Consider the following 20,195-nt stretch of genomic DNA (forward strand, 5'->3'; position numbering starts at 1 on the left):
GTTATCAATAGGTGCGCCCTTGCGGGCGCGCCTATTTCTTGGGAATTGTATGAGAGGCGGCGGCTATTCTGCTCTGCCGCCGCCCCTTGCCTCTGAGCCGTCCCCGCAGTATGGGCACCGCCATGAGCACCCAGACCCCCCAACGCCCCCGCAGAAACTTTTATGGCCGGTTCAAAGGCAAGACCCTGAAGCAAAGCCAAAAGACGTATCTGAGCGAAGACCTCGATGCGCTGTCTCCGGGTGCTGTGGACTGGGAGAGCAATCCTGAACGCAATCCGCTGGATCTGAAGGAACTGTTCGGTGGCAAGGATGTCTGGCTTGAGATCGGCTTTGGCGGCGGCGAGCATCTGGTGCATCAGGCGGCCAGCAATCCGGATATCGGCATCATTGGGGCTGAACCCTATATCAACGGTGTTGCCATGTTGTTGGGCAAGATTCGCAAGGCTGGGGTCGAGAATCTGGCGGTGCATCCCGGCGATGCGCGCGATCTTTTTGATGTCTTGCCCGAAGCCAGCATATCACGCGCCTTTCTTCTGTACCCCGATCCCTGGCCCAAAACCCGGCATCACCGCCGTCGGTTCGTGACCCCAGAGCATCTGGAGCCGTTGGCGCGGTCGTTGAAACCGGGCGCGATCTTTCGCGTTGCAACAGATATTCCCGACTATGTCCGCCAAACGTTGGAAGAGGTGCCGGGCGCTGGTTTCGAATGGTTGGCGGAACGCCCCACCGATTGGCGCGAGCCCTGGGAAGACTGGATTTCCACGCGCTATGAGCAGAAGGCCCTGCGCGAAGGGCGGACACCGCATTACCTGACCTTCCGCCGCAACGACTGATTGCGGCTGGACCAAGCGGCCCCAATTCGCTAATCGGCTTGGGAACTGATAGCGAAAACAGGAGCCCCCATGTCCGGACACGGCACGCCCATCCCGATGACCTCGCACCCTTGCGGTCCGCTGACCGGAACGGCCGAGGTGCCTGGTGACAAGTCGATCTCGCACCGATCGCTGATCCTGGGCGCGATGGCCGTGGGTGAAACCCGGATCACCGGTCTGTTGGAGGGTGAGGACGTTCTGGACACCGCAAAGGCGATGCGTGCATTTGGGGCTGAGGTGACGGATCACGGAGGCGGCGAATGGTCGGTCCATGGTGTGGGCGTCGGCGGTTTTGCCGAACCTGATCAGGTCATCGACTGTGGCAACTCGGGCACCGGCGTTCGGTTGATCATGGGCGCGATGGCGACCTGTCCGATTTCGGCGACATTCACTGGCGATGCCAGCCTGAACAAGCGCCCTATGGCGCGGGTGACCGATCCTTTGGCGCTGTTTGGCACGCAATCGGTGGGCCGCTCCGGTGGGCGCCTGCCGATGACGATTGTGGGCGCGGCAGAGCCTGTTCCGGTACGGTACGTGGTTCCCGTTCCCTCCGCGCAGGTGAAATCTGCCGTTTTGCTGGCGGGGCTGAATGCTCCGGGCAAAACCGTGGTGATTGAGGCCGAAGCGACCCGCGACCATTCCGAGCGGATGCTGGCAGGCTTTGGGGCCGAAATCACGGTCGAGGATACCGATGAGGGGCGCGTTATCACCCTGACCGGGCGACCCGAGTTGAAACCGCAGGTCATCGCGGTCCCCCGCGATCCCTCGAGCGCGGCCTTCCCGGTCTGTGCGGCGCTGATCACGCCCGGGTCTGACGTTCTGGTTCCGGGCATCGGTCTGAACCCGACCCGCGCGGGTCTGTTTACCACTCTGCGTGAGATGGGTGCTGATCTGACTTATGAGAATGAACGTGAAGAGGGCGGCGAACCGGTTGCGGATCTGCGCGCGCGTTATTCGCCCGATATGAAGGGAATCTCGGTTCCTCCGGAACGGGCGGCGTCGATGATTGACGAATACCCTGTTCTGTCTGTGGTCGCGGCAAATGCCACTGGCACCACGATGATGGGCGGCGTGAAAGAGCTGCGCGTCAAGGAAAGCGACCGTATTGATGCGATGGCCCGCGGCCTGCGCGTTAATGGCGTCACCGTCGATGAGGGCGATGATTGGTGGTCTGTGGATGGTTTGGGAATTGGCAATCTTCCCGGCGGCGGCACCTGTGAGAGCTTTCTGGATCACCGGATCGCGATGTCCTTTATGGTTATGGGTATGGGGGCGAAAAATCCGGTCGGAGTCGACGATGGCGGCCCGATCGCAACGTCTTTCCCGATCTTCGAACCGTTGATGGCTGGCCTTGGTGCGCGGCTGCAGCGAAACAACCGGTAAATGCGATGGCAGTTGCCAGTTTCACCATAGCAATCGATGGCCCGGCAGCAGCGGGGAAGGGCACGATTTCCAATGCCGTTGCCGCCCATTTCGGGTTTGCGCATCTCGATACCGGCCTGCTTTACCGTGCGGTTGGCCGCAGAACGCTGGAAGGTGCCGACCCGGTTAGTGCCGCGCAAACGCTGACTGCCGAGGACCTGGATCAGGGTGATCTGCGCACGGCTGAAATCGCGCAAGCGGCCTCGAAAGTTGCAGTTATCCCCGAGGTGCGGGCTGCATTGGTCGATTTTCAGCGCGCCTTTGCGCGCCGCGCGGGCGGTGCAGTGTTGGACGGTCGTGACATCGGAACCGTTATTTGCCCGCGGGCCGAGGTTAAACTGTTTGTCACCGCCAGCGCCGAAGTGCGCGCTGAGAGACGGTTTCTGGAACTGGACGCCAAGGGCCATGAGGTTACACGCGCACAGGTGTTGGCCGATGTGCGTGAGCGGGACGCTCGGGATGCCGAACGCAGCACGGCACCTATGAAGCCAGCTGAGGATGCGGTCATACTGGATACCTCGGACCTGAGCATTGACGCAGCTCTCGCCCGCGCGATTGAGGTCATCGAACCAGTTCTGCCCTAGGGCCGTTTGCCAGAGCAAACACAACTTTGTTCACTAAGCTTTGTTTGGCCAGTGCCCGAGGCGTCGATTACCTTTGTATCGACATCTGCCGGAGGTAATCGATGTTCCGCCTGATTTTGATTTTTACCTTTCTCGCCAGTGCGCTTTCAGCGCAAGAGGCAGAACCGCCAATGACCTACGAGCGTTTGGGCAAGATATTGTTTGCGCTTGACCCCGAGACAGAGCCTCTTGGGCCAGGCTTTCAGCTTACCATCGCGGAGGTTCCCGTTCTGGTGATTACTGACGTCAATGCGGACCGGATGCGGGCCATGGTGTCGATCCAAAGTGTCGAAGATCTGAGTGCTCAGGACATGCAACGGATGATGCAGGCGAATTTCGACAGTACCCTGGATGCGCGATATGCGATTGCCAATGGCACCTTGTGGGCTGCGTTCATCCACCCCTTGTCGCGGCTAGAAAGGGATCAGTTGATCTCGGGGCTGGCCCAGACGGTGAACATCGCCAACACCTACGGCACCTTGTATTCCAGCGGAGTTGCGGAATTTGGCGGCGGCGATAGCAATGATCTTCAGCGCGCTCTGATCGAAGAGCTTCTGAAAAAAGGCGAGGATATCTGACGCAGGGCCGGTACTTGCGCATTTCCTTTCTCGCAGCATCCACCATCCTAAAGAAAGTCGCGCAGTGGCGAGCGGCCTGTGTTGCCGGGTCTGATGACCCGATATGTATGCAGGTTCGGCCGTCATAGTGCCTAGCTGGATGCAGGAAAGCTGTTATAGTTTCTCTCAGGCAAAAAGGGAAAGCTGCTTTACAAGCCCCAAAATCAAAAAGGGCAGGCGGCTAAAAAACCCCAAAACCAACAGGGACAGAAAATATGAATAATCGTTTGCGCAAGATCACCATTGTGGGTGGCGGCACGGCAGGTTGGATGACCGCGCTGATCCTGGAAATGGTGTTTTCACGCACGTCAGCACCCAAGGATCGCCCGCGTATCTGCCTGATCGAAAGCCCCAATATCTCGACTGTGGGCGTTGGCGAGGCCACGGTTCCACGGATGCCGATCACGCTGCGCCAGGCCGGCATTTCAGAGCGGGATTTCTTCCGTGAGACCAACGCCTCGTTCAAGCTGGGCGTGAAGTTTTGTAATTGGAACAAGGACGCCAAAGGCAATCGAATTGATTACGTGAACCCTTTTGCGCATGGCCAGTTGTTAGAGGGGTTAGAGCCCGCAGAATACTTCCTGCGCTTTGGCAATGGCGATAGGGATTTCACGCAGTCCATCTCGCCCCATGATGATCTGGCGCGCCTGTGCAAAGGTGGGCGGCCACTGGGTCAACCAGAGTTTGAGCAACGGTTCGGCTATGCCTATCATCTGGATGCTGTGAAGTTTGCAGGCATGTTGACCAGAGTTTGCACCAAGCGCGGCGTTGAGCACATCCAGGACGAGGTGAAATCGGTCGAGCTGGATGAGCAGGGCAATGTCAGCCATCTGATGCTGGAAAAGAAAGGCCGCCATGACATTGAGATGGTCGTGGATTGCACCGGGTTTCGCGGCTTGATTATCAACAAGGCGCTGGGCGAGCCTTTCATGGATTATTCTGACTATCTGCCCAACGACCGCGCCATGGCGTTGCAGATCGAGCACCCGGATCCAGAAAAAATCGAAAGCGTCACACGGTCCACCGCACTTGGTGCGGGGTGGACCTGGCGGGTGCCACTCTTTAACCGTGTGGGCACGGGCTATGTCTATTCTTCTGCGCATCGCACGGATGAACAGGCGGCTGATGAATACCTCGAATGGCTGGGCGACAGCGGCAAAGGGGCGACGCCGCGTGTGATCCCGATGCGTATCGGACGTGTGCGCAATGCCTGGGTCAAGAATTGCGTGGCGATCGGACTGGCCGGAGGGTTCATCGAGCCGCTGGAAAGTACAGCGATCCACATGATTGATCATGCGGTGCGCTGGTTCGCCGAGCATCTGCCTACGCGGGACATCGAACCGTCGCTGCGGGCGAGATATAACAAGCAAATGGACAAGCTCTATGACGAGGTTCTGGATTTCATTTGTCTGCACTACCGCTTGGGCAACCGCACGGATGATCAATATTGGATCGACGCGCGGACCGAAATGAAGATACCGGATCGGCTGGCCGAGAACCTTGAACTATGGCAGCACCGCCTGCCTTTGGAACGAGATATCGAGTTTGCAACGCTTTTCGATTTCCGCGTCTATCAAACGGTTCTTTTGGGTAAGCAGGTCTATGATACGGGCTATGGCGCCGGCATCCGCGATCGCTTGCGGCCGTTGAAGAAACCGATCTGGTTCCAGTGGTGGAAAGGCGCGAAAGTGGATCTTGTGCAGATACTCAGATCAATGCCTGATCACAAAACCCTGCTGCGCGATATCCGGGGCGAGCTAGAGCGCCCGGCCTTTGGAAAGGCCGCAGCAGCGAAGCCAACAGTCGCGATGCCGGGCGCGGCCCCGGTACCTTTGGCGGTCCAGAACATGCCGAATTTTGCCGAAATCCAAAGCGGCTCAAAAGATCTGCAACTGTTTTAGGCGCTCTGTCCTTTCGGAGCTGAAGAAGAATACAAATCGACCCGACCTCAGCCATGCAAGGCTGGGGTTTGCGTGTTATTTTGTGATATGCACGGTAAAACTTGCAGCGCCTGTGCGAACCCGTTATAGAGCGCGCGTCGACAAGGCGATTTGAGCCATAAAACAATGAGACGAGCAGGGTCGGACCAACCGGCCCTCTTTGTTTTGCGGTATATGTCAGGTCGTCTGACCAATCCACTAAGACCGGCGGAGACAACCGCTCGGCCAGCAAAAACGTTATGTAAAGGAAAACACTGCCAGATGGCTGATACAACCATGGAGGAATTCGAAGCCCTCCTTAATGAAAGCTTCGAAATGGACACGCCCGAAGAGGGTTCTGTTGTCAAAGGTAAGGTTCTGGCGATCGAAGCCGGCCAAGCCATCATCGACGTCGGCTACAAAATGGAAGGCCGCGTTGATCTGAAAGAATTCGCAAATCCTGGCGAAGCCCCTGAAATCACTGTTGGTGACGAGGTTGAAGTTTACCTGCGCGCCGCAGAAAACGCCCGTGGCGAAGCCGTCATCTCACGCGAGATGGCCCGCCGTGAAGAGGCATGGGACCGTCTGGAAAAAGCATATGCCGACGACCAGCGCGTCGAAGGTGCAATCTTTGGTCGTGTCAAAGGTGGCTTCACCGTCGATCTGGGTGGTGCAGTTGCGTTCCTGCCCGGCTCGCAGGTTGACGTGCGCCCCGTACGCGACGCTGGCCCTCTGATGGGTCTGAAGCAGCCGTTCCAGATTCTGAAAATGGACCGTCGCCGTGGCAACATCGTTGTTTCGCGCCGCGCAATCCTGGAAGAATCGCGTGCCGAACAGCGCGCCGAGGTTATCGGCAACCTGACCGAAGGTCAGACCGTAGAAGGCGTGGTCAAGAACATCACCGAATACGGTGCGTTTGTTGACCTGGGCGGCGTTGACGGCCTGCTGCACGTCACCGACATGGCATGGCGCCGTGTGAACCACCCGTCCGAGATCCTGACGATCGGCGAGACCATCAACGTTCAGGTCATCAAGATCAACAAAGAGACCCACCGGATCAGCCTGGGCATGAAGCAGCTGCAGGAAGATCCGTGGGATCTGGTTGCAGCCAAGTATCCGCTGAGCTCGGTTCATCAGGGTCGCGTCACCAACATCACCGACTACGGCGCGTTCGTCGAGCTGGAAGCCGGTGTCGAAGGTCTGGTGCACGTGTCCGAGATGTCCTGGACCAAGAAAAACGTCCACCCCGGCAAGATTGTTTCGACCAGCCAGGAAGTCGACGTCATGGTTCTGGAAATCGATGGCGCCAAGCGTCGCGTGTCTCTGGGCCTGAAGCAGACTCAGCGCAACCCGTGGGAAGTGTTTGCAGAAACACACCCCGAGGGCACCGAAGTCGAAGGCGAAGTCAAGAACATCACCGAATTTGGTCTGTTCATTGGCCTCGAAGGCGACATCGACGGCATGGTTCACCTCAGCGATCTGTCCTGGGACGAGCGTGGCGAGGATGCCATCCAGAACTACCACAAGAACGACGTGGTACAGGCCGTTGTGTCTGAAGTGGATGTCGAGAAAGAGCGTATCTCGCTGTCGATCAAAGCCCTGGGCGGTGACAAGTTCGCCGAAGCTGTGGGCGGCGTGAAGCGTGGCTCGATCATCACCGTTGAGGTCACCGCGATCGAAGATGGCGGCATCGAGGTCGAGTACGAAGGTATGAAGTCGTTCATCCGTCGTTCCGACCTGAGCCGTGACCGTGCCGAACAGCGCCCCGAGCGTTTCTCGGTCGGTAACAAGGTCGACGTCCGCGTCACCAATGTCGACAGCAAGACCCGTCGTCTGGGTCTGTCGATCAAGGCACGTGAGATCGCCGAAGAGAAAGAGGCCGTGGAACAGTACGGTTCTTCCGACTCGGGCGCATCGCTGGGCGATATCTTGGGTGCAGCGCTGAAGTCGGGCGACTAAGTCCGAGCCTCAGTCAAGCCGAATTTGCGGCCCCGCGTGAAAGCGCGGGGCCGTTTTTGTTGCGAATCAACATGTTCGCATTTTCAGGCTAGTTGGGGCTTAGGTTCATGCATTTGTCGGGCAAATTACATGAACTGGCAAAATTTCGCGTTACTTAACTGTAATTTTCAGCCTTTGCCCGCAGAGTTTACGTTCCCCCGAACCCAGTTTTTTCCTATACTGTTCAGAATAATAGGCATGGTTAACCGGTCGCCTGGGAGGGTAACGCACATGATCCGTTCAGAACTGATTCAGAAAATCGCCGACGAGAACCCGCATCTTTATCAGCGTGACGTCGAGCGAATCGTGAATACCGTGTTCGAAGAAGTAACGGATGCGATGGCGCGAGGGGATCGGGTTGAACTGAGAGGCTTCGGGGCGTTTTCAGTGAAACAGCGCGATGCCCGTGTGGGTCGTAACCCGCGCACCGGCGAAACTGTGCAGGTCGAAGAAAAATGTGTTCCGTTTTTCAAAACTGGCAAGTTGCTAAGGGACCGGTTGAACGGTAAAGCCTAGGCCATGATGCGCTACCTTCGATATGCTTTTCTCGCGGTCCTCGGGATCGTCTTGATTTCAGTCTCTCTGGCCAACCGCGAAGCGGTTGAGCTGACGCTTATTCCCTCGGCTATTGCCGATTTGCTTGGCTTCAACTTCAGCGCTTCCTTGCCGCTGTTCGTGGTGGTTCTGGGTGGCATCGTCGCTGGCCTGGTCATTGGCTTTCTTTGGGAATGGCTGCGCGAGCACAAGCACCGCCGCGATGCTACCGCCAGCAAAGGTGAAGTGCGCAAGCTTGAGCGTGAGGTCAAGAAGCTCAAGAAGAAGCAGAACGAAGGGCAGGACGAAGTTCTCGCCCTGTTGGATGAGGCCAGCTGAGGCCCGGAATGTCGGATGTATCGGTTAAAATCTGCGGCCTGACTGCACCAGATCACGTGCGCGCAGCAGCTGATGCGGGTGCACGGTATCTTGGTTTCAACTTCTTTCCGAAATCGCCTCGATATGTTTCGCCTCAACAGGCAGCAGCTTTGTTCGAGCATGTCCCCGTTGGGGTTGCAAAGGTCGCCTTGGTTGTGAACGCCACGGATGAGTTGTTGGACAGTATCACCGCAGTCGCCCCTTTTGACATGTTGCAGCTGCATGGCTCAGAATCTGTCGAGCGGGTGCAGGAAATCAAGGCGCGCTATGGGTTGCCTGTTATCAAGGTGGTTGGTGTTGCAGATGCCGAAGACCTGGCCGCCATTGATACTTATTGCGATGTTGCCGATCAGTTGCTGATAGATGCCAAGGCGCCAAGGAGCTCGGTTCTGCCGGGTGGAAACGGGCTGGCGTTTGACTGGCGTTTACTGGCTGGGCGGAAATACTGGCGCAAGCCCTGGATGCTGGCCGGTGGGTTGAACCCCGGAAATGTGGCCGAGGCCATCCGTATGACGGGCGCGCGTCAGGTCGATGTCGCCTCAGGCGTGGAAAGTGCACCGGGCATCAAGGATGCCGCGATGGTTCGTGCGTTTGTAGACGCTGCAATTCGGGCCGGCTGAGGTATCACATCTAAGGATTCCCATGTGCGTTTTGCCATGGCAAATCCCGCCGCTACCTCCTATGAACAACGGGTACGACGATGGAGACACCCATGGCCAACGATCTTTTCAATTCCTTCATGTCCGGCCCAGACGAGCAGGGCCGTTTCGGCATTTTCGGCGGGCGTTTTGTCAGCGAAACGCTGATGCCGCTGATCCTGGCGCTGGAAGAGGAATATGAAAAGGCCAAGGACGATGCCACATTTTGGGCCGAGATGGACGATCTGTGGGCCAACTATGTGGGACGCCCCTCGCCATTATATTATGCCGAGCGCCTGACCGAGCATCTGGGTGGCGCCAAAATCTATCTGAAGCGCGATGAGCTGAACCACACCGGCGCGCACAAGATCAATAACGTATTGGGCCAGATCATTCTGGCGCGGCGCATGGGCAAGACCCGGATCATTGCCGAGACCGGCGCCGGACAGCATGGCGTGGCCACAGCCACCGTTTGCGCCAAGTTCGGTTTGAAATGCGTGGTCTATATGGGCGCGCATGATGTGCAGCGACAGGCCCCGAACGTGTTCCGCATGCGCCTGCTGGGGGCCGAAGTGATCCCTGTGACGTCAGGTCGTGGCACATTGAAAGACGCGATGAACGATGCGTTACGTGACTGGGTGACCAACGTGCGCGATACGTTTTATTGCATCGGTACAGTTGCTGGCCCGCACCCGTATCCGGCGATGGTGCGCGACTTTCAGTCGATCATCGGCAAGGAAGCAAAGGAACAGATGCACAAGGCTGAGGGCCGTTTACCCGACACGCTCATCGCCGCCATCGGTGGTGGATCGAACGCAATGGGTCTGTTCTATCCGTTCCTGGATGATAAATCCGTCAACATCATCGGAGTCGAAGCCGGTGGTAAGGGCGTGAACGACAAGATGGAACATTGCGCCTCGCTGACCGGCGGCCGCCCCGGTGTTCTGCATGGCAACCGCACCTATCTGCTGCAGGATGATGACGGGCAAATCCTCGAAGGATACTCGATCTCGGCTGGTTTGGATTACCCGGGCATTGGCCCTGAACATTCATGGCTTAATGATATCGGCCGCGCGCAATATGTGTCGATCACCGACAAAGAGGCGCTTGAGGCGTTCCAGCTCTGCTGTGCAACCGAAGGCATCATCCCGGCGCTTGAACCTAGCCATGCGCTGGCTCATGTGATGAAGATCGCACCGGATCTGCCCAAGGATCACCTGATCTGCATGAATATGTGTGGACGTGGTGACAAGGATGTTCAGACTGTGGCGAAATATCTGAACTTCGACATGTCGGATACCGAAGGCCGCAGCGCCGATTGACCAGGCGGTAAAATTTGAAATTTCTGACAAAAGCCGTGTGCCTTTGAACGGTGTGCAGCTTTGGTTTCCAGCCTGCGGCTTTTCGAATGTTGCGCAGCTGGGTAATTTTGTTGCGCACCCGCCACAGGTGCATTTCCACCTCTTAGAATATCATTGAGCGAATCCTGCCCCTTCGCCTAAACCCGCCGTTACCGGTCAAAACGGGCCGGACCCTAGCGAGCAGAGGTGATCACTCTCTCGGTGCGGACGGCGCTGCCGAAACCGTATGCCAGGGCCGAAACCGGGGATTGGTACATGCTTTGTAGCTCAGGTGGAAGAGCGGCAGATGGCAAATCTGTGAGCGGAGGTTCGACTCCTTCCAAAGCTCCAAATGTAGCTCATTCTGGTTAGAGCAATCGACTGTTAATCGATGTGTAGCGGGTTCGAGTCCCGCCATTTGAACAAACGCTGTTAGGTCAGCACCGGCCTTCAACGCCGGTCCGTGAAAACGGTCCAAATCATTAAGGTCCGGGTGTTCCCCAGCAGGGGTGGCACCGCGCTACGTCAGGCTTTGGCCGGGCGGGGCAGGGGTCTTCGCTGCTCTGGTCTTGGGCCGGAGGGCAGATGACGGTGTCGCCGGATTGGCGCCCCGCTTGATCCCTTGGGAACAGGCGGCGCATTGGTCCCGCGCCCCTCTCTCTGACCCTCTCGCAAAAGGGCACGGCGCGAGGGATGCCCGGTCTTTCACAGCCTTTATCCGAAGGCTTCACAACTGTCACCCAATCGGGGTGCAACCCACTGAAAACATGAAAAGGAGTTCGCTTTTGCGACGACGATAGAGCGAGACGAAAAGGAGAAATGAAATGACACTATTCCAAGATCTGATCGACCGGCTGACCGGTCATCAACGGCTGACCCTGACCGAGACCCAGCGGATGCTGGTTTTGCGCAAGGGAGTAATTGACACCATCCTCGGCCCCGGGAAACACCGGCTGCCACGCAGGGATGTGCTGACCGAGCTGCACGATCTGGAGGCTCTCTTTTTCGTGTCGCCCTATGAGCGGGCGCTGATGCAGAACCGGCCCGAACTGGCCGAGGCGCACCTGACCGAGTTTCGGGCAGGGCCCAACGAGGTTCTGGTTCTGCTTCGGGATGGCGTGCCCGCTCGAGTGCTGATTCCCGAAGTACGGGCGCTAGTTTGGAAGGATGCCGGCCCCTGGGCCGTTGAGCAACACGCGCTGACCGAGTCCATGGTTGTGCACAAAGCGGTCGCGCAGCGGCTGGTTCGGGTGGGGCTGCAGATGCACCTGACGCGGGTCGAGATTGCCGAAGGGCATGTCGGTTTGCTGACGGTGGATGGCGTGCTGGTGGATCGGCTGAACCCCGGCGCCCATGCCTTCTGGAAGGTGGGCCGGAACGTCGAGGTCAAGCAGATCGACCTGCGGCAACGAACCCATGAGGTAACGGGTCAAGAGATTCTGACCAAGGACCGGGTGACCATCCGGGTCAACCTCAGCGCCGATTACCGGGTCGTCGATCCGGTCAAGGCGATGGGGGCGGTGAAGGATTTTGATCAGGCCCTGCACCGGGCCCTGCAACTGGCGTTCCGGAAGACCCTTGGGTCGATGACGCTTGACCGGCTACTTGCCGAGAAGGTGGGCGTTGACACCGAGGCTGCGGATCGGGTGCGGACACAAATGGCCGGGATCGGCATCGAAGTGGGTGAGATCGCGTTGAAAGACGTCATCCTGCCCGGCGAGATGCGCGAAATCCTGACCGCCGTAGTCGCTGCCGAGAAACAGGCCGAGGCCAACGTCATCCGGCGGAGGGAAGAAACCAACGCCACGCGGTCTTTGCTGAACACCGCGAAAGTGATGGCGGAAAACCCGGTGATGCTGCGACTGAAAGAGCTGGAAGCGCTGGAAACCATCGCCGGCAAGGTCGAGCGGCTGACGGTTCATAACGGAACCGAGGGTCTGATGTCTGACCTTGTGAAATTGCGGGATTGATCCCGAATAAGGGCCGGTCCGGGTGATCCCGGGCCGGTCTGCCTAGTCCTGAACCGCGTGTTGGTTGAGAATGCGCAGAGGCACGATGTCCAGCGCCCGTTGATGTGTCGCCTCAAGATGAACCTTGGGCGCGCATCCTTCGTCGTGGGCTTGCAGGAAGCGACCCGCACATAAACACCAGCTGTCACCGGCACGCAGCCCTGGAAAATTAAACTCGGGGCGCGGCGTGCTGAGGTCATTGCCGACATATTTCGAATAGGCCAGAAACTCGACCGTCATTACCGCGCAAACCGTGTGGCTGCCCTGATCCTCGGGGCAGGTATTGCAGGCGCCATCGCGAAAGAACCCGGTCAGCGGATCGCGGGAGCAAGGGGCGAGCACGCCCCCCAGAACATTTATGCCTTCCTGTTTCTGCATAAGAGCATCTTACAGGCTTTGCGCAATCTTGCGGAACATTTCTATGTTGATCTCATTCACGCCAGGGTCTCGAAACTTGCGATCGGCTCCGGTGGACACGATCAGAACCCCGCGCGGCTGGTCGAAATAGATATACTGACCATAGACGCCGCGGGCCATGAACTCGCCCTCATGCGCGCCCACGGGAATCCACCACTGATATCCATAGCCGATCTTGCCCGATGCGGTCGGGGCACTGGGCAGGACCGAAGCGGCGATCCATTCAGCCGGTACCAGTTGCTGCCCATCATGAACCCCGTTTTGCAGGATCATCTGACCGAAACGCGCATAGTCGCGGGTGGTGAAATTCAAGCCCCCCAGAACAAAGGCAACTCCGGCCCCGTCGGTCATGTAATAGCCATCCCGCTCCAGCCCAAGCGGCTGTACAATGCGCTCTGTAAGCAGTTCGGCCACGCTGCGACCGGTTGCTCCTCGGACCACCATACCGATAACATGGGTGTCGATTGACACGTATTTCCAGGTTTCTCCGGGTGTTGCGAAACTGTCTTGCAGCGAGGCGGCAAAATCGTCCAGTTCTCGGCCTAAGGCGACCACTCGACCCATCCGGTTGATGTCAGAATTGTAATCCAGATAATCCTCGTTGAAGGTCACACCGCTGGCCATGTTCAACACGTTGCGGATCGTCGTACCATCATAGGCCGTGCCTTGCAGTTTGGGTACGTATTGCACGACAGGATCGTCCAATGAGGCGATTGCGCCTTCGTCCAGCAATATGCCGAACAATGCAGAAAGATAGCTTTTGGCAACCGACCACGAAATGCGTCGATCGTCTGGTGTGGTGCCCAGATAGTATTCCTCAAACCGGATCTGCCCGCCCTGCATCACAAGCAAGGATGTGACCGACCGGTCTTCGATCCATTGATCCGTGCCTGCTGGCAGGTCAAACCCGGGCCCGTAAGGCAATTCCCATGTGGCCCCATCCCCGCGCGGCAAGTTGACGGTTTTGAAAGCTGCATCCATATGCGAGAAATTGTGAACGATCTTTTCGGGGGAAAACAATGAGTTCACCGCCATCAAGCGTTGAATTTCCTCGCGTTTCCAGAACCCGACAACGGCGGCTGCCAGCACAAGCATCAGCGCGATACGCAGCACCCATTTAAACAAAGCTCTCATTTGTCGCCTCCCATGATTGCCGGTATTGGAGCCTGCCCGGGAACATTCCGCAATCCGGACGTAGGGGCAACGGCAAAGGGCGCTATTTGAACTTGTCCATCAGCTTCTGCATGGCTGACCTGCTGTCCTCGGCGGGTTCGGTAATGGTCTGGGCCGTTGGTTTTGGGTGCTCGGACGGTGACTTGGACGAACGCGGCGGTGCCGTTCGCTGGGCAACAGCGTTCATGAACTTACCGCCATCGCCATTAGCCAGGTGCCCTGCGCCATCTGCAACGCCGCGCAGGACATCTTCCAACCAGTCGCTGTCAGCCTTTGCGAAATCGCCCAAGACATATGGCGAAACCAATTCTTTCCGCCCGGGATGACCGATCCCAAGGCGCACCCGATCATAGGCTGGGCTGATATGTTCGTGGATCGACCGAAGCCCGTTATGACCGGCATGGCCTCCGCCTGCCTTGACGCGGACCTTACCCGGCGCCAGATCCAATTCATCATGTAGGACAGTGACGTCGGTCGAATCCAACTTGTAAAATCGCATGGCCTCGCCCACCGATTGACCGGACCGGTTCATGAAGGTCTGAGGCTTGATAAGCAAAACCTTTTCTTGACCAAGCCGCCCTTCGGCGATTTCGGCCTGAAATTTGGATTTCCAAGGACCAAAGCCGCAATCCTCGGCGATCCGGTCAACGGCCATAAAGCCAATATTGTGCCGGTTTCGAGCATATTTTGATCCGGGATTTCCCAGGCCGACAAACAGCTTCATCGTCATGTCCTTGTCTCAAGCGCGATATCGCAACTGGTTGATGGCACGGATTGGGGCCGATTTTCCAGCCCAACGGGCAAAAGAAAACGGGACCCCAATGGGGCCCCGTCACAAAAACCGAAACTTTGGGTCCGGCCTTATTCTTCTTCGCTTCCGACGACTTCGACTTCATCGGGTGCAACATCACCCTCTTCGCCCTCTTCGTCATCGCTTGTGGCCAGGCCGGTTGGGGCCGAGATGTTGGCGATCACAAAGTCACGGTCGATGGTCGGCTTGGTGCCAGCAGGCAGATCGACCGACGAGATGGTGACAACGTCGTTGATGTTCAGACCGGTCAGATCAACGGTGATCTTCTCAGGAATCTCACCAGCGGTACACATCAGCTCGACCTCAGGACGGACAACGGTCAGAACGCCGCCTTTCTTGATGCCGGGGGCCTCTTCCTCGTTGATGAAATCAACCGGAATAAACAGTGCGATCTTGGTGGTCCGACGCAGGCGCATCAGGTCCAGGTGGGTCGGCAGGTCTTTGACAACGTCACGCTGAACGTCGCGGCAGATGACGCGAACGTCTTCCTGGCCTTCAACCTTCAGGTTCCACAATGTCGACTTGAACCGGCCCGCTTTCAGGCGCTTGAACAGTTCGTTGAACGGGATCTGGATCGGCAGCGGCTCTTTGTCGCCACCAAAAACAATGCCCGGAACCATGCCGTCGCGGCGTGCCTGACGAGCGGCGCCCTTGCCTGTCCCCGTCCGTTCCAGAGCTACGAGATCAGGAATCTCTCCAGCCATGATATTTCTCCAATGTTAGGGCGGGTATCCTCCAAGGCTGTATACCCGCGTGAAGCCGCGTCCTTATCTTGATTCATTGAGTTTGGAAAGGGGTTTTTGTAGCTCGTCTATTTTGCGAGGCTCTGTCTCGCGCTCCGAGGTATTTTCGGCCAGATGAAGCAGGGAATCCTTTCTTTAACTGGCTCTAAATATATCGGGCGAGGAGGCCAAAGGGCGACTGGGGCAGAGCCCCATGCGCGCGATCAATCTGTCCAGCTCCCTCCGAAGTCTTTCGGGACAAGCAAATTGTGCCGGCCCAGATCGCTCACATTGCGTTCACCGCAAAGCGCCATGGTCGTATCAAGTTCTTTCTGAATGATCTCAAGTGCCGTGGTCACGCCTTTCTGGCCCATTGCGCCAAGACCGTAAACAAAGGCGCGCCCGATAAAGGTGCCCTTCGCGCCAAGTGCCAGTGCTTTCAGAACGTCCTGGCCAGATCGGATGCCACTGTCCAGATGCACTTCGATGTCGTTCCCGACAGCGTCCATAATCTCGGGCAGGACACGAATGGAACTGAGCGCCCCGTCCAACTGGCGTCCGCCGTGGTTTGAAACCACGATGGCATCGGCGCCCAGCTTGGCGGCCATCTTGGCATCCTCGGAATCCAGGATACCCTTGAGGATCACCTTGCCGCCCCATTGGTTCATCAGCTTTTCAACCTTGCCCCAATCCAGGCTGGGGTCGAATTGTTCCGCCGTCCATGTGCCCAGCGATCTTGTATCAGTGATATTATCAACATGGCCAACAATATTGCCGAAGTTCCGCCGTTTGGCGCCTAACATTTCAATGCCCCAGGCCCATTTTGTCATCAGATTGGCGATGGTCCTAGGCGTCAGCTTTGGCGGCGCGGACAGACCATTCTTTAGGTCCTTGTGGCGCTGCCCGAGTATTTGCAAGTCCAGGGTGATCACAAGGGCCGAACATTTTGCATCCTTGGCGCGTTGGATCAGCCGAGAGACATAGTCCTGATCCTTCATGGTGTAGAGTTGGAACCAGAAGGGCGCAGTGGTGTTCTCGGCCACCTCCTCGATAGAATTGATTGACATCGTGGACAGGGTAAAGGGGACGCCAAAAGCCTCGGCTGCTTTGGCGGCTTTGATCTCACCATCCGCGTGCTGCATGCCGGTCAGACCAACGGGGGCAAGGGCAACAGGCATGGTAACATCCTGTCCGATCATCTGCGACGCCGTCGTGCGCCCGGTCATATCAACCGCTACTCGCTGGCGCAGGCGGATATCTTCGAAATCCGAGCTGTTGTCGCGAAAGGTCTGCTCGGTCCAGCTGCCGCTTTCGGCATAGTCAAAGAACATGCGCGGGACGCGTCGTTCATAGATGTGTTTGAGGTCTTGGATATTGGTGATGACGGGCATGAGATGCGGCTTTCGAAAGATTGGTCCTTTTTCTTTACCAATTTTTCGAAAGCCTCGCAACGCCACGTTTCCGTGCGCAACGTTAGGTGCAATAGAAAAACCGCAGCCGGGTTGCGCCGACTGCGGTCAAGATTGCGAAACTGGTCGTTGGATCAGGCCGAATGTGCCCCATCTGCCAGCGATTTGACAAAATCCAGAACTTCACCAACCGACTTCCCGGCGGCGATCTGGCTGACAATGGCCGAGCCGACCACAGCGCCATCGGCAACAGTTGCGATTGCCCGCGATTTTTCCGGGGTATTGATTCCAAAGCCCACGATCACTGGCAAATCCGTGGCGGATTTGATCCGAGAGACCTCGGGGCCTACATTCGTGGCTTGGGCTTCGGCTGCGCCTGTGATCCCCGTGATCGAGACGTAATACACAAATCCCGAAGTGTTCTGAAGAACGCGCGGAAGCCGTTTGTCATCCGTTGTCGGCGTGGCGAGGCGGATAAAATTCATTCCAGCCGCCTGTGCAGGCAGACAAAGTTCGTCATCTTCTTCGGGGGGCAGGTCAACGACGATCAGGCCGTCGATGCCAGCCTCTGTAGCGTCCGCCAGAAACCTTTCCACGCCGCGGCTGTAGATGGGATTGTAATACCCCATTAGCACAATAGGCGTTGTATCATCCGTTTCCCGAAAAGCACGTGCAAGATCCAGTGTGCGTTGCAGGGTCATCCCGCCCTCTAGGGCGCGTTGTCCTGCTGCCTGGATGGTCGGACCATCCGCCATCGGGTCGGTGAACGGCAGCCCAAGTTCGATCACGTCGACACCGGCACCGGGCAAGCCCCTGACGATCTCAAGCGAGGTGTCGAAATCGGGGTCACCGGCCATGATGTAGGATACGAAGGCCTTTTTGCCCTCGGCCTTGAGGGCGGCGAACTTGGCGTCGATACGGGTCATCTGCGGTCCTTGCATACGGATTTGAACCTGATGTGCAGAAACTTTGCACGGAAATCAATCCCGCCGCGCCAGATTGCTTCAGAACCCGTAGTGATAACGCATGAACACTGAGTTGACGCCGGGATTGAAACTGTCCGTGCTCGCGTTCGAATTATGGGTGATGGCCAGCGAAAGCTTGTTTCCGTTTTCCAGGGCATATCCAATTCCGAAAAGGCTGCGGATCTGGAAATTTCCGCCGAGATCATTGTCATCATTTGAGGCGTTGTAGTAACCAGGCATCACGCTGGCCTCTGCGAACCACCGATCAGAGATCGTATAGAGACCGACCAAACCGGCGCCAATATGCGTGTCGGCATCTGCATCCACCGTCAGGGCCACACCCCAGCCAGCACTGAGGCGCGTGGCTTCGTGAAACGGGCTGTGCTGATATTCCAGTGACACGACCGCCTGATCATTGCTGCTGGTGTGGGTGAAATCCGCATATCCTGCTCCCAATACGATGGACTGCCCGTGTGCCATGGTCGTGGTGGCCAGCAAAGTGCTCATTAAGAAAAGTGTTTTCATCTCAGTACTTCTTGGTTTTCTCAACTCCCTGTCAGTTGGTGACGTGGCAGTGGCAGAATCAAGTATTCGAAGTACACGTTTGATTAACAGATAAGTGATGTTGCAACTGGGACTCGACCTGTTGCCGCCGTCTGGGTTGCGCATTTGCCCGGACGTGAATAGAAGACGCCGTCGTATCGCTTCAGGAGGCCGAGATGGGCTTTAAAATGGGAATCGTGGGTTTGCCGAATGTGGGCAAGTCAACTCTCTTCAATGCGCTGACCAAGACAGCGGCTGCTCAGGCGGCGAATTTCCCGTTCTGCACCATTGAACCCAATGTGGGTGATGTGGCCGTGCCCGATGACCGGCTGGACAAGCTGGCGGCGATTGCAAGTTCAAAGCAGATCATCCCGACGCGAATGACGTTTGTGGATATCGCGGGCCTGGTAAAGGGCGCGTCAAAGGGCGAGGGGTTGGGCAACCAGTTTCTGGCCAACATCCGTGAGACTGACGCCATCGCTCATGTGTTGCGCTGCTTCGAAGATGGTGATGTGACCCATGTCGATGGCCGCGTCGATCCCGTGGCGGATGCCGATACGATTGATACCGAACTGATGCTGGCCGATCTGGAAAGCATCGAAAAGCGCCGTGCCAATCTGGTGCGCAAGCTGAAGGGCAACGACAAAGAGGCACAGCAACAGGAACGTTTGCTTGCCGAAGCGCAGGCCATGCTGGAAGATGGCAAACCCGCGCGTCTGGTCGAAGTTAGCGACGAAGACGACAAGGCGTGGAAAATGCTGCAACTGCTGACCACCAAACCGGTTCTCTATGTCTGCAACGTCTCGGAAGAAGAGGCCGCCGAGGGCAATGAATATTCAGCCCGTGTGGCTGAAATGGCCGCAGCGCAAGGCAACTCGCACGTCATTATCAGTGCCAAGATCGAAGAAGAGATTAGCCTGCTGGAAGAGGACGAAGCGCAGATGTTCCTCGAGGAAATGGGGCTGGAAGAGCCCGGTCTTGACCGTCTGATCCGCGCAGGCTACGACCTGCTGAAGCTGGAAACCTATTTCACCGTCGGCCCGAAAGAGGCCCGCGCCTGGACCATCCGCACCGGCACCGCCGCGCCGCAGGCTGCTGGCGTGATCCATGGCGATTTCGAAAAGGGTTTCATCCGCGCCGAGACCATCGCCTATGATGATTACATCACGGCAAACGGAGAGCAGGGCGCCAAAGAGGCAGGCAAGATGCGGGCTGAGGGCAAGGGCTATATTGTCAAGGACGGCGATGTGATGCACTTCTTGTTTAATACCTAAACGCTTTGGCATTACGTGCTGCAGAAACGTCAGATGCGTCCAGCATCGCTGCCATCTCGATTGAGGTTTGGATCGGAACCTACCTCAAACATGGTGTCAGCGGGTTTTTTGCAGATTTCGCTTTGTCGGAATTCACGGCAAGCAAAGTATTAGAACAGATTCAAAACCCGGATGAATTCGTTCTGGTGTCCGACAATAACCAGGGGATTGACGGGTCAATCCGTGTTTCCCCTGCACGCAGCGCCCCTGTTTCCGGGTGGTGGGGAATGGAGATATCGACATTCTACGTCCAGCCGCGCCATCACGGAAAAGGCATCGGAAGTCGTCTTTTGGCAGCCGCGCTGGAACATTGCCGGGATCAGGGGGCAGATGTGGTCTGGCTGATGACCAATGCTGAGAACCCTTCGGCCATCAAGTTCTATCTGGCCAAGGGTTTCGAGTTCATTGGAGAGACCCACTTTCAGATCGACGATCAAAAGTATTTGAACAACGTCTATGCGTTGCACTTTTCCTGATCAGGGAAAGAGGCCT

Annotated in this window: 20 protein-coding genes and 1 tRNA gene; 14 read left to right on the top strand and 7 right to left on the bottom strand. The window is 57.3% G+C overall.

The genetic code is table 11. The features are described from left to right. Nucleotides 1-122 precede the first annotated feature (122 nt). The 12 genes from trmB to AC2FLB_RS20015 all read left to right on the top strand — a co-directional run bounded on the left by trmB (nucleotide 123) and on the right by AC2FLB_RS20015 (nucleotide 12,311). Nucleotides 123-833 carry a tRNA (guanine(46)-N(7))-methyltransferase TrmB gene (trmB, locus tag AC2FLB_RS19960; protein ID WP_496678946.1) on the top strand — a complete coding sequence of 237 codons (711 nt, stop codon included), beginning with the start codon at nucleotides 123-125 and terminating at the stop codon, nucleotides 831-833. A gap of 69 nt (nucleotides 834-902) precedes the next feature. Next, nucleotides 903-2,255 carry a 3-phosphoshikimate 1-carboxyvinyltransferase gene (gene aroA / locus AC2FLB_RS19965; protein WP_496709930.1) on the top strand — a complete coding sequence of 451 codons (1,353 nt, stop codon included), beginning with the start codon at nucleotides 903-905 and terminating at the stop codon, nucleotides 2,253-2,255. A 5-nt stretch (nucleotides 2,256-2,260) separates the two neighbouring features. Then, complete coding sequence (locus tag AC2FLB_RS19970; protein WP_496709931.1) at nucleotides 2,261-2,878, top strand: (d)CMP kinase; 618 nt, start codon at nucleotides 2,261-2,263, stop codon at nucleotides 2,876-2,878. Between the two features lie 101 nt (nucleotides 2,879-2,979). Beyond that, the gene (locus AC2FLB_RS19975; RefSeq protein ID WP_271951586.1) at nucleotides 2,980-3,495 is read left to right on the top strand and encodes a hypothetical protein; all 516 of its coding nucleotides are present in this window, start codon (nucleotides 2,980-2,982) and stop codon (nucleotides 3,493-3,495) included. Nucleotides 3,496-3,749: 254 nt separating this feature from the next. Next, nucleotides 3,750-5,435: a tryptophan halogenase family protein gene (locus AC2FLB_RS19980; RefSeq protein ID WP_496709932.1), complete on the top strand. Its 1,686-nt coding sequence runs from the start codon at nucleotides 3,750-3,752 to the stop codon at nucleotides 5,433-5,435. 300 nt (nucleotides 5,436-5,735) lie between these two features. Then, nucleotides 5,736-7,412, top strand: coding sequence for a 30S ribosomal protein S1 (gene rpsA, locus AC2FLB_RS19985; protein WP_142639449.1), 1,677 nt, complete (start codon nucleotides 5,736-5,738; stop codon nucleotides 7,410-7,412). A 270-nt stretch (nucleotides 7,413-7,682) separates the two neighbouring features. Continuing rightward, the gene (gene ihfB / locus AC2FLB_RS19990; RefSeq protein WP_037310872.1) at nucleotides 7,683-7,967 is read left to right on the top strand and encodes an integration host factor subunit beta; all 285 of its coding nucleotides are present in this window, start codon (nucleotides 7,683-7,685) and stop codon (nucleotides 7,965-7,967) included. A 6-nt stretch (nucleotides 7,968-7,973) separates the two neighbouring features. After that, nucleotides 7,974-8,324, top strand: a complete 351-nt coding sequence (locus AC2FLB_RS19995) for a lipopolysaccharide assembly protein LapA domain-containing protein (RefSeq protein ID WP_496692967.1) — start codon at nucleotides 7,974-7,976, stop codon at nucleotides 8,322-8,324. 8 nt (nucleotides 8,325-8,332) lie between these two features. Beyond that, a complete protein-coding gene (locus AC2FLB_RS20000; protein WP_281973468.1) occupies nucleotides 8,333-8,983 on the top strand; it encodes a phosphoribosylanthranilate isomerase in 651 nt (216 codons plus the stop codon). 92 nt (nucleotides 8,984-9,075) lie between these two features. Then, entirely contained in the window at nucleotides 9,076-10,323 is a 1,248-nt protein-coding gene (gene trpB / locus AC2FLB_RS20005; RefSeq protein ID WP_281973469.1) for a tryptophan synthase subunit beta, read from the top strand. A 366-nt stretch (nucleotides 10,324-10,689) separates the two neighbouring features. Then, nucleotides 10,690-10,764, top strand: a tRNA-Asn gene (locus AC2FLB_RS20010). A 401-nt stretch (nucleotides 10,765-11,165) separates the two neighbouring features. Then, a complete protein-coding gene (locus AC2FLB_RS20015; protein WP_496709933.1) occupies nucleotides 11,166-12,311 on the top strand; it encodes a slipin family protein in 1,146 nt (381 codons plus the stop codon). Between the two features lie 42 nt (nucleotides 12,312-12,353). Here the strand turns inward: AC2FLB_RS20015 and AC2FLB_RS20020 are convergent, their stop codons facing one another. From AC2FLB_RS20020 to AC2FLB_RS20050, 7 genes are all read right to left on the bottom strand, one after another. After that, nucleotides 12,354-12,728, bottom strand: coding sequence for a DUF2237 family protein (locus AC2FLB_RS20020; RefSeq protein WP_496709934.1), 375 nt, complete (start codon nucleotides 12,726-12,728; stop codon nucleotides 12,354-12,356). Between the two features lie 9 nt (nucleotides 12,729-12,737). Beyond that, nucleotides 12,738-13,901, bottom strand: a complete 1,164-nt coding sequence (locus AC2FLB_RS20025; RefSeq protein WP_496709935.1) for a serine hydrolase domain-containing protein — start codon at nucleotides 13,899-13,901, stop codon at nucleotides 12,738-12,740. An 82-nt stretch (nucleotides 13,902-13,983) separates the two neighbouring features. Then, nucleotides 13,984-14,664, bottom strand: a complete 681-nt coding sequence (gene pth, locus AC2FLB_RS20030) for an aminoacyl-tRNA hydrolase (RefSeq protein ID WP_496703580.1) — start codon at nucleotides 14,662-14,664, stop codon at nucleotides 13,984-13,986. Between the two features lie 137 nt (nucleotides 14,665-14,801). Further along, a complete protein-coding gene (locus tag AC2FLB_RS20035; RefSeq protein ID WP_142639464.1) occupies nucleotides 14,802-15,455 on the bottom strand; it encodes a 50S ribosomal protein L25/general stress protein Ctc in 654 nt (217 codons plus the stop codon). 242 nt (nucleotides 15,456-15,697) lie between these two features. Continuing rightward, nucleotides 15,698-16,864 carry an alpha-hydroxy acid oxidase gene (locus tag AC2FLB_RS20040; protein WP_496709936.1) on the bottom strand — a complete coding sequence of 389 codons (1,167 nt, stop codon included), beginning with the start codon at nucleotides 16,862-16,864 and terminating at the stop codon, nucleotides 15,698-15,700. 152 nt (nucleotides 16,865-17,016) lie between these two features. Beyond that, nucleotides 17,017-17,808 carry a tryptophan synthase subunit alpha gene (gene trpA / locus AC2FLB_RS20045; protein ID WP_496709937.1) on the bottom strand — a complete coding sequence of 264 codons (792 nt, stop codon included), beginning with the start codon at nucleotides 17,806-17,808 and terminating at the stop codon, nucleotides 17,017-17,019. 78 nt (nucleotides 17,809-17,886) lie between these two features. Beyond that, on the bottom strand, nucleotides 17,887-18,372 hold the full coding sequence (locus tag AC2FLB_RS20050; protein ID WP_142639471.1) for an acyloxyacyl hydrolase: 486 nt from the start codon (nucleotides 18,370-18,372) through the stop codon (nucleotides 17,887-17,889). 194 nt (nucleotides 18,373-18,566) lie between these two features. On the opposite strand from AC2FLB_RS20050, the gene ychF reads away from it, so the two are divergent. After that, the gene (ychF, locus tag AC2FLB_RS20055) at nucleotides 18,567-19,664 is read left to right on the top strand and encodes a redox-regulated ATPase YchF (RefSeq protein ID WP_496709938.1); all 1,098 of its coding nucleotides are present in this window, start codon (nucleotides 18,567-18,569) and stop codon (nucleotides 19,662-19,664) included. A gap of 5 nt (nucleotides 19,665-19,669) precedes the next feature. Continuing rightward, nucleotides 19,670-20,179 (top strand): GNAT family N-acetyltransferase, encoded by a 510-nt coding sequence (locus AC2FLB_RS20060; protein WP_496709939.1) that lies wholly within the window; start codon nucleotides 19,670-19,672, stop codon nucleotides 20,177-20,179. Nucleotides 20,180-20,195 lie beyond the last annotated feature (16 nt).

It is taken from the genome of Ruegeria sp. CDSA236 (assembly GCF_059611285.1).

Bases quoted from the DNA above. Each gene is read 5' to 3' on its own strand.
- trmB (WP_496678946.1), top strand. From the start codon at position 123: ATGAGCACCCAGACCCCCCAACGCCCCCGCAGAAACTTTTATGGCCGG.
- aroA (WP_496709930.1), top strand. From the start codon at position 903: ATGTCCGGACACGGCACGCCCATCCCGATGACCTCGCACCCTTGCGGT.
- AC2FLB_RS19970 (WP_496709931.1), top strand. From the start codon at position 2,261: ATGGCAGTTGCCAGTTTCACCATAGCAATCGATGGCCCGGCAGCAGCG.
- AC2FLB_RS19975 (WP_271951586.1), top strand. From the start codon at position 2,980: ATGTTCCGCCTGATTTTGATTTTTACCTTTCTCGCCAGTGCGCTTTCA.
- AC2FLB_RS19980 (WP_496709932.1), top strand. From the start codon at position 3,750: ATGAATAATCGTTTGCGCAAGATCACCATTGTGGGTGGCGGCACGGCA.
- rpsA (WP_142639449.1), top strand. From the start codon at position 5,736: ATGGCTGATACAACCATGGAGGAATTCGAAGCCCTCCTTAATGAAAGC.
- ihfB (WP_037310872.1), top strand. From the start codon at position 7,683: ATGATCCGTTCAGAACTGATTCAGAAAATCGCCGACGAGAACCCGCAT.
- AC2FLB_RS19995 (WP_496692967.1), top strand. From the start codon at position 7,974: ATGCGCTACCTTCGATATGCTTTTCTCGCGGTCCTCGGGATCGTCTTG.
- AC2FLB_RS20000 (WP_281973468.1), top strand. From the start codon at position 8,333: ATGTCGGATGTATCGGTTAAAATCTGCGGCCTGACTGCACCAGATCAC.
- trpB (WP_281973469.1), top strand. From the start codon at position 9,076: ATGGCCAACGATCTTTTCAATTCCTTCATGTCCGGCCCAGACGAGCAG.
- AC2FLB_RS20015 (WP_496709933.1), top strand. From the start codon at position 11,166: ATGACACTATTCCAAGATCTGATCGACCGGCTGACCGGTCATCAACGG.
- AC2FLB_RS20020 (WP_496709934.1), bottom strand. From the start codon at position 12,728: ATGCAGAAACAGGAAGGCATAAATGTTCTGGGGGGCGTGCTCGCCCCT.
- AC2FLB_RS20025 (WP_496709935.1), bottom strand. From the start codon at position 13,901: ATGAGAGCTTTGTTTAAATGGGTGCTGCGTATCGCGCTGATGCTTGTG.
- pth (WP_496703580.1), bottom strand. From the start codon at position 14,664: ATGAAGCTGTTTGTCGGCCTGGGAAATCCCGGATCAAAATATGCTCGA.
- AC2FLB_RS20035 (WP_142639464.1), bottom strand. From the start codon at position 15,455: ATGGCTGGAGAGATTCCTGATCTCGTAGCTCTGGAACGGACGGGGACA.
- AC2FLB_RS20040 (WP_496709936.1), bottom strand. From the start codon at position 16,864: ATGCCCGTCATCACCAATATCCAAGACCTCAAACACATCTATGAACGA.
- trpA (WP_496709937.1), bottom strand. From the start codon at position 17,808: ATGACCCGTATCGACGCCAAGTTCGCCGCCCTCAAGGCCGAGGGCAAA.
- AC2FLB_RS20050 (WP_142639471.1), bottom strand. From the start codon at position 18,372: ATGAAAACACTTTTCTTAATGAGCACTTTGCTGGCCACCACGACCATG.
- ychF (WP_496709938.1), top strand. From the start codon at position 18,567: ATGGGCTTTAAAATGGGAATCGTGGGTTTGCCGAATGTGGGCAAGTCA.